The sequence below is a fragment of the Synechococcus sp. R55.3 genome, from assembly GCF_047461975.1.
In the GTDB taxonomy this organism is placed as follows: domain Bacteria; phylum Cyanobacteriota; class Cyanobacteriia; order Thermostichales; family Thermostichaceae; genus Thermostichus.
This window is the reverse complement of the sequence record NZ_JANSIG010000124.1, coordinates 1-5,646: the sequence shown is the minus strand read 5'-3', so window position 1 is coordinate 5,646 and position 5,646 is coordinate 1. Positions and strand designations below refer to the sequence as shown.

Here is a 5,646-nt window from a genome sequence, read left to right as displayed (position 1 = left end):
ATCTAAAAAAACCAACTTCATCCTCTTTCCTCTATAAATTACTCTCTCTATCCTAACATAAGATCAACACGACCTAGAAGTTTGAGGGTGAAAGATTGTTGAAGAGCCGGATCCCTAGCGGGTATACTGCACCCGCGGATCCAAAATGCTGTAGAGAATATCCGCCACCAAATTGAAAATCACGATCAAGATGGCGTAGATAAAGGTGATGGCCATCACCACCGGCGTATCGCCCCGGAAGATGGAATCCACCAACAAAGCGCCGATCCCAGGTACGCGAAAAATCTGCTCTGTAACCAGCGCTCCGGTAAACACGGATGGAATATCCAGGGCCACCAGGGTTACCACCGGGATCAAGGCATTGCGCAAAATGTGCCGATTCACCACCACCCATTCTTGCAAGCCTTTGGCCCTGGCCGTCCGCACGTAATCCCGGTTCATTTGCTCCAGCATTGAGGCTCGCACAAAGCGCATCAGCACCGCTGCCTGGAACAACACCAAGACTGTCACAGGCATGATCGATTGGCGCACCTGGGCCACAAAACTTGCCCAATCGGTTACCCGCAGCGTGCTGTTGTAGATGAAGGGGAACCAGCGCAGTTGCACACTGAAAATGATGATGAACAAAATACCCGTAAAAAAGGTGGGCAAGGAAAAGCCAACAAAAGCCAGCGTCGTCACCACTTGGTCGAAGAGGGTGTAGCGCTTCAGGGCAGAGATCACGCCCAAAGGCACCGCCAGCAATGCGCCGATAATATATGCAGTGCCAACTATCCAAAGAGTGGTGGGCAACCGTTGCAAAATCAAGTTCAACACGGGGCTGCGGCTGGTAAAAGAAAAGCCCATATCCCCCTGCATAAAAGCCCACAGCCACTTCACATAGCGGATGTAAATCGGCTGATCTAGCCCCAAAGAACGGCGAATGTTCTCCCGTACTTCCGCAGTGATGGCAGGATTGGTGGCAAATTCTGCCATGGGATCCCCAGGTGCCAAAGCCAAGATGGCAAACACCACGATGCTGATGGCCAGCAAGGTGGGAATGGAGATCAACAGGCGATTAATCAAGTAGCGCGTCATAAAAACAAAGAGACAAAAATGAAAGCAATGCCATCATGGTAGGGATGTTGGCAGCAAAATGTTAGGGGAAAGCCTTTCTTGCCCAGAGAGGAAAAAAAGAGGCAAGGGATCCCTCCCTCACCCCCGCCCCTCCCCGACAGGATCCCCTAGGACTTGCGAGTCCAATCTTTGATGTTCCAAGGTTCCAGATCCCAGGGGGTGAGATCGATCCCTTCCAGGCTGTTGGCCGCTGCCGCCGGGCTGGAGCGGTCGATCAAAGGAATCACCGCCACATCTTCTACTGTCAGGAAGTTGTTCATTTTCTTGATCTGCTCCTCCCGTTCTTTGGCATCGGTCATCGCCACCAGCTCGGCAAACATGGCGTCGTAGGTGGGGTTGCAATAGCGGGAGTCGTTGGACTTGGCCCAGTTGTTTTCTTTCTGGGCAATCTCCTCGCAAAGGTAACGGCGCAGGTAACTCGTCGGATCCGGGTTATCGTTGCCAGTGGTGTACATCTGTAGGTCAGCGTAGAAGTGGCCCAGGTTGTCGGGGTTGTTGGGTTCGCTGTCGAAGAAGATGCTGGCATCGATGCTCTTCAGCTCCAGGTCGATGCCGATCTTGCTGAAGTCTTGCTTGATGATCTCCTGAGTTTTCTGGCGCACCGGGTTAACAGAGGTTTGGAAAACCATGCGCATCTCTACACCACCTTTGTCCCGAATGCCGTTGTTGTTGCTATCTACCCAACCGGCTTCATCCAGCAGCGCTGCAGCTTTCTCCAGGTTGAATTCCCAGGGAGCGTTGGCCCGCAGGTTTTCGGGAGATAACACGTAGTCATTGGTGGGGGTACCGGCCACGCCGTAGATCTGATCGGCGGTGGTTTGCCGATCCACAGCCAGGCTCAGGGCTTTGCGCACGTTCAAGTCCGTCAGGAACGGATGGGGCACATCCTTGTGGGAGCGTTGCCCGTCTTTCTCTACGTTGGGGTCGGAGAAATTGATAACGATCCGCTCCATGCTCGGGCCAGGCTTGGGAATGACCCGACCAATGCCTGTAGCCTCTAGCTGAGCGAGCACTGCAGCTTCTACCTGGGTGTTCCAGGCATAGTCGGCATCGCCGGTTTGCAGCACCGCCCGTGCCGCAGAGGTGGCATCTCCACCTCCCTTCAATTCCACGCGCTTGAAGAAGGGCTTGCCCTCTTCCCGAAAGTTCTTGTTGGCCACATAGACGATCACATCCCCTGGCCTCACCTCTTCGGTAATGTAGGGGCCAGTGCCAATGGGGGCCAGGTTGGCAGGGGCCTCGCGGGAGTTAGGGCCGTTGTAGTCTTTGAAGATATGTTTGGGAATGATCATGCCGTTGCTGCCGACAAAGGGCACAAACCAAGCCACCGTCGGCTTTTTGAAGGTGATTTTCACCGTGGTCGGATCCACAGCTTCCACCGAGGCAACATCGGCATAGTATTCGGAGGTAATCGCCCCCACTTCTGAGTTGGAAACGTACTCGTAGGTGAAGACCACATCTTCAGCGGTGAAGGGTTCTCCATCCGCCCAAGTGACCCCGCTCTTCAACTTCCAGGTGACAGAGGTCAGATCTTTGGCAACGCCGCCGTTTTCAATGCTGGGGATTTCTGCTGCCAAAAAAGGCACCATTTCACCACGGGCATCAAAGCTGGCCAGAGGCTCATAGACCAAGCGGCTGGCTTCAAAGTCTTTGGTTCCTGTGGAGAGGTGAGGGTTAAGCAGAGTTGGCGCTTGCCAGTACAGCAACCGCAGGGTGTCGTCGGCTTGGGCCTGGACGGGTATCCAATGCTGGTGAACCAGCAACCCTCCCACCACAAACAGGGGAATCAACCACAGCCGCAGCTTGACCAACCGCAGTCTCAGACGTTGGAAAGGATGAAAAGACATTTACACTTACCTCTTGTAAACAGACTCAGCTAGGGGACTGGCGCTATGGCCTCCAAGTCATCCCAGAGATTTTCAGCCTTTGACTGGCAAGAACCGGGTAAGGTTCCCCCCCGGCGGTCCGATTGAGGTCAACTTTGTTGGATGAGGGTTTGCCTCAATCAAGACCTCTTTTAGGTTTAGGTTTCAGCAAGGTAGCAGATGGACGGGATTTTTCTGTAATTCGTTACACAGTATTGCCAGATCCCGCTTGCAGAGCCCTAGAGGGTTGGATTGCTGGGAATGGGGTTCCCCCGTTTGGTGCAAATGGATACGCAAATGTCTGTAGAGATGAGCAAGAATGGTGGCAGGGTTTCGTCAACCCTTAGGTGCTGCTCCTCTTTAGGGTTGAACTTGAACTCGGTCGGGATTGAGCTTGAATTGGTTTGTGTCTAAATGGTTCTAAGGGATGCTGGATTTTTCTGGAAAAATTCGCCATATAAGGGGAAATCCTTTTCCTTTGCTGTAGCGGTGACAAGGATCCCAGGAGCATGGCGCGATTGTTAGAAGTATGGCGGCTGGAAACGCGGTTCTATACCCAGGATGGAGTGGTGAAGGCCGTCAACGGTTCCAGCTTTCACGTGGACGAGGGGGAAACTCTGGGCATTGTGGGGGAATCGGGATCCGGCAAAAGTGTCACCATGCTCTCGGTGATGCGGCTGATCCCAACACCGCCGGGCAAAATTGTGGGGGGCGAGGTGCTGTTTGCCGGCCAAGACCTGCTCAAGCTGAAAGAATCGGAAATGCGGCGCATCCGGGGCAACCAGATCGCCATGATCTTTCAAGACCCCATGACCTCCTTGAACCCTGTCTTGCGAGTGGGCCAACAAATTGCCGAGGCTCTGCAGTTGCACCTGGGCATGACTCCTGCCCAAGCACGGCAGCGGACTATTGAACTGTTACAAATGGTTGGGATCCCGGCAGCAGCCGAGCGGGTGGATCACTATCCCCACCAATTCTCCGGGGGGATGCGGCAGCGGGTGATGATTGCCATGGGCCTGTCCTGCCGCCCAAAGCTGTTGATTGCCGATGAGCCCACCACCGCCTTGGATGTGACGATCCAAGCCCAGATTGTGGAGTTGATCAAAGCCTTGCGCGAGGAGATCGGCATGGCGATTATCTGGATTACCCATGATTTGGCCTTTTTGGCGGGCCTGGCCGACCGGATCTTGGTTATGTACGCCGGCCAGATTGTGGAAGAAGCTCCGTTGCACCAGCTTTACAAAAATCCCCGTCATCCCTACACCATCGGCCTGCTGCAGAGCATCCCCCGCCTGGATGAGCGCCGACGCGAAAAGCTGCAGCCCATTGAGGGCATGCCCCCGGATTTGGTCAACTATCCCAAGGGTTGTCCGTTTGCGGCCCGTTGTCGCTTCGTCATCGACCGCTGCTGGAGCGAAAATCCAGAGCTGGAGTCCGTTGGATCCCAGCATGCGGTGGCTTGCTGGGTAAAGCCGGAAGGAAAAGCCCATCTGCGGTCAGTGGCCGGTGTCGGCGGGGACGGTGAATCGCTGGAGAGGACGGCCCATGGTTGACCCCCCTTCTTTCCCGGCCAGCGCCTCTGTCGATGCTTGCCCACCTGAGACCGGCCAAGCCACCTTGGTGCGCGTCGAAAACCTAAAAGTGCATTTTCCCATTCGGCGGGGGCTAATCCTGCAACGACAGGTGGGATCCGTCAAGGCGGTGGATGGGGTGAGTTTTGCGGTGCGGCGGGGAGAAACCCTGGGGCTGGTGGGAGAATCGGGCTGTGGCAAGAGCACCCTTGGGCGAGCCATTTTGCAGTTATATCGGCCCACCGCCGGGAACGTGTATTTTGGGGGTGTCGATCTGACCCAGCTCAGCCCGGAAGAGCTGCGCCGCATGCGGCAACGCATGCAGATGGTGTTTCAGGATCCCTATGCCGCTCTGAATCCCCGCCAGACGGTGGGGGCAATTGTGGGGGAGCCCCTGACAGTCTTTAGGGTGGCCGGGGGCAAAGCGCAGCAGGAGCGGGTCAGGGAGCTGCTGGAGGTGGTCGGCCTCAATGCCAACTTTGTCAACCGCTATCCCCACGAGTTTTCGGGCGGGCAACGGCAGCGGATTGTCATTGCCCGTGCCTTGGCTTTGAAGCCGGATTTTATTGTCTGTGATGAGCCGATCTCGGCTTTGGACGTGTCGATTCAGGCCCAGGTGATTAACTTGCTGCAGTCTTTGCAAGAGCAGTTCGGCCTCACCTATCTGTTCATCGCCCATGACCTGAGCGTGGTGCGCCACATTTCCGACCGGGTGGCGGTGATGTACTTGGGCAAGGTGGTGGAGCTGGCGGATCGCGACGAGATTTACCAAAATCCTCTCCATCCCTATACCCAGGCACTGCTCTCGGCAGTTCCCATTCCCGACCCGGAAGTGGAAGCCAGGCGCAAGCGGATCATCCTCAAGGGCGATGTGCCTAGCCCGGTCAACCCGCCCAAAGGATGCAACTTCCACACCCGCTGCCCTTGGGTAACAGAGGCGTGCCGTCAAGATCCACCCCCGGCCTTTCGCGAGGTGAGCGCGGGGCATTTTGTGGCTTGTCACCTGGTGCCCTAGGCAGCCCTCAAGGGATCCCGGCCACGCCGGTTTGGCGGGCAGCCTGGATTACCGCAGCGGCCACCTGAGGAACCACCCG

4 protein-coding genes are annotated in these 5,646 nt (G+C 56.0%); 2 read left to right on the top strand and 2 right to left on the bottom strand.

The genetic code is table 11. The features are described 5' to 3' along the window. Positions 1–114: 114 nt before the first annotated feature. Both NW849_RS13700 and NW849_RS13695 read right to left on the bottom strand, forming a co-directional pair. Positions 115–1,077, bottom strand: coding sequence for an ABC transporter permease (locus NW849_RS13700; RefSeq protein WP_414358333.1), 963 nt, complete (start codon positions 1,075–1,077; stop codon positions 115–117). A 146-nt stretch (positions 1,078–1,223) separates the two neighbouring features. Beyond that, positions 1,224–2,963, bottom strand: a complete 1,740-nt coding sequence (locus NW849_RS13695) for a peptide ABC transporter substrate-binding protein (protein WP_414358330.1) — start codon at positions 2,961–2,963, stop codon at positions 1,224–1,226. 527 nt (positions 2,964–3,490) lie between these two features. Here NW849_RS13695 and NW849_RS13690 point away from each other — a divergent pair. Beyond that, positions 3,491–4,534 (top strand): ABC transporter ATP-binding protein, encoded by a 1,044-nt coding sequence (locus NW849_RS13690; protein ID WP_414358329.1) that lies wholly within the window; start codon positions 3,491–3,493, stop codon positions 4,532–4,534. Next, a complete protein-coding gene (locus NW849_RS13685) occupies positions 4,527–5,567 on the top strand; it encodes an ABC transporter ATP-binding protein (protein WP_414358327.1) in 1,041 nt (346 codons plus the stop codon). Before NW849_RS13690 ends, NW849_RS13685 begins: the two co-directional genes overlap by 8 nt. Positions 5,568–5,646 lie beyond the last annotated feature (79 nt).

What these genes read in the sequence shown, in the direction of transcription:
- NW849_RS13700 (WP_414358333.1), bottom strand. Translation starts at nt 1,077, where the DNA reads ATGACGCGCTACTTGATTAATCGCCTGTTGATCTCCATTCCCACCTTG.
- NW849_RS13695 (WP_414358330.1), bottom strand. Translation starts at nt 2,963, where the DNA reads ATGTCTTTTCATCCTTTCCAACGTCTGAGACTGCGGTTGGTCAAGCTG.
- NW849_RS13690 (WP_414358329.1), top strand. Translation starts at nt 3,491, where the DNA reads ATGGCGCGATTGTTAGAAGTATGGCGGCTGGAAACGCGGTTCTATACC.
- NW849_RS13685 (WP_414358327.1), top strand. Translation starts at nt 4,527, where the DNA reads ATGGTTGACCCCCCTTCTTTCCCGGCCAGCGCCTCTGTCGATGCTTGC.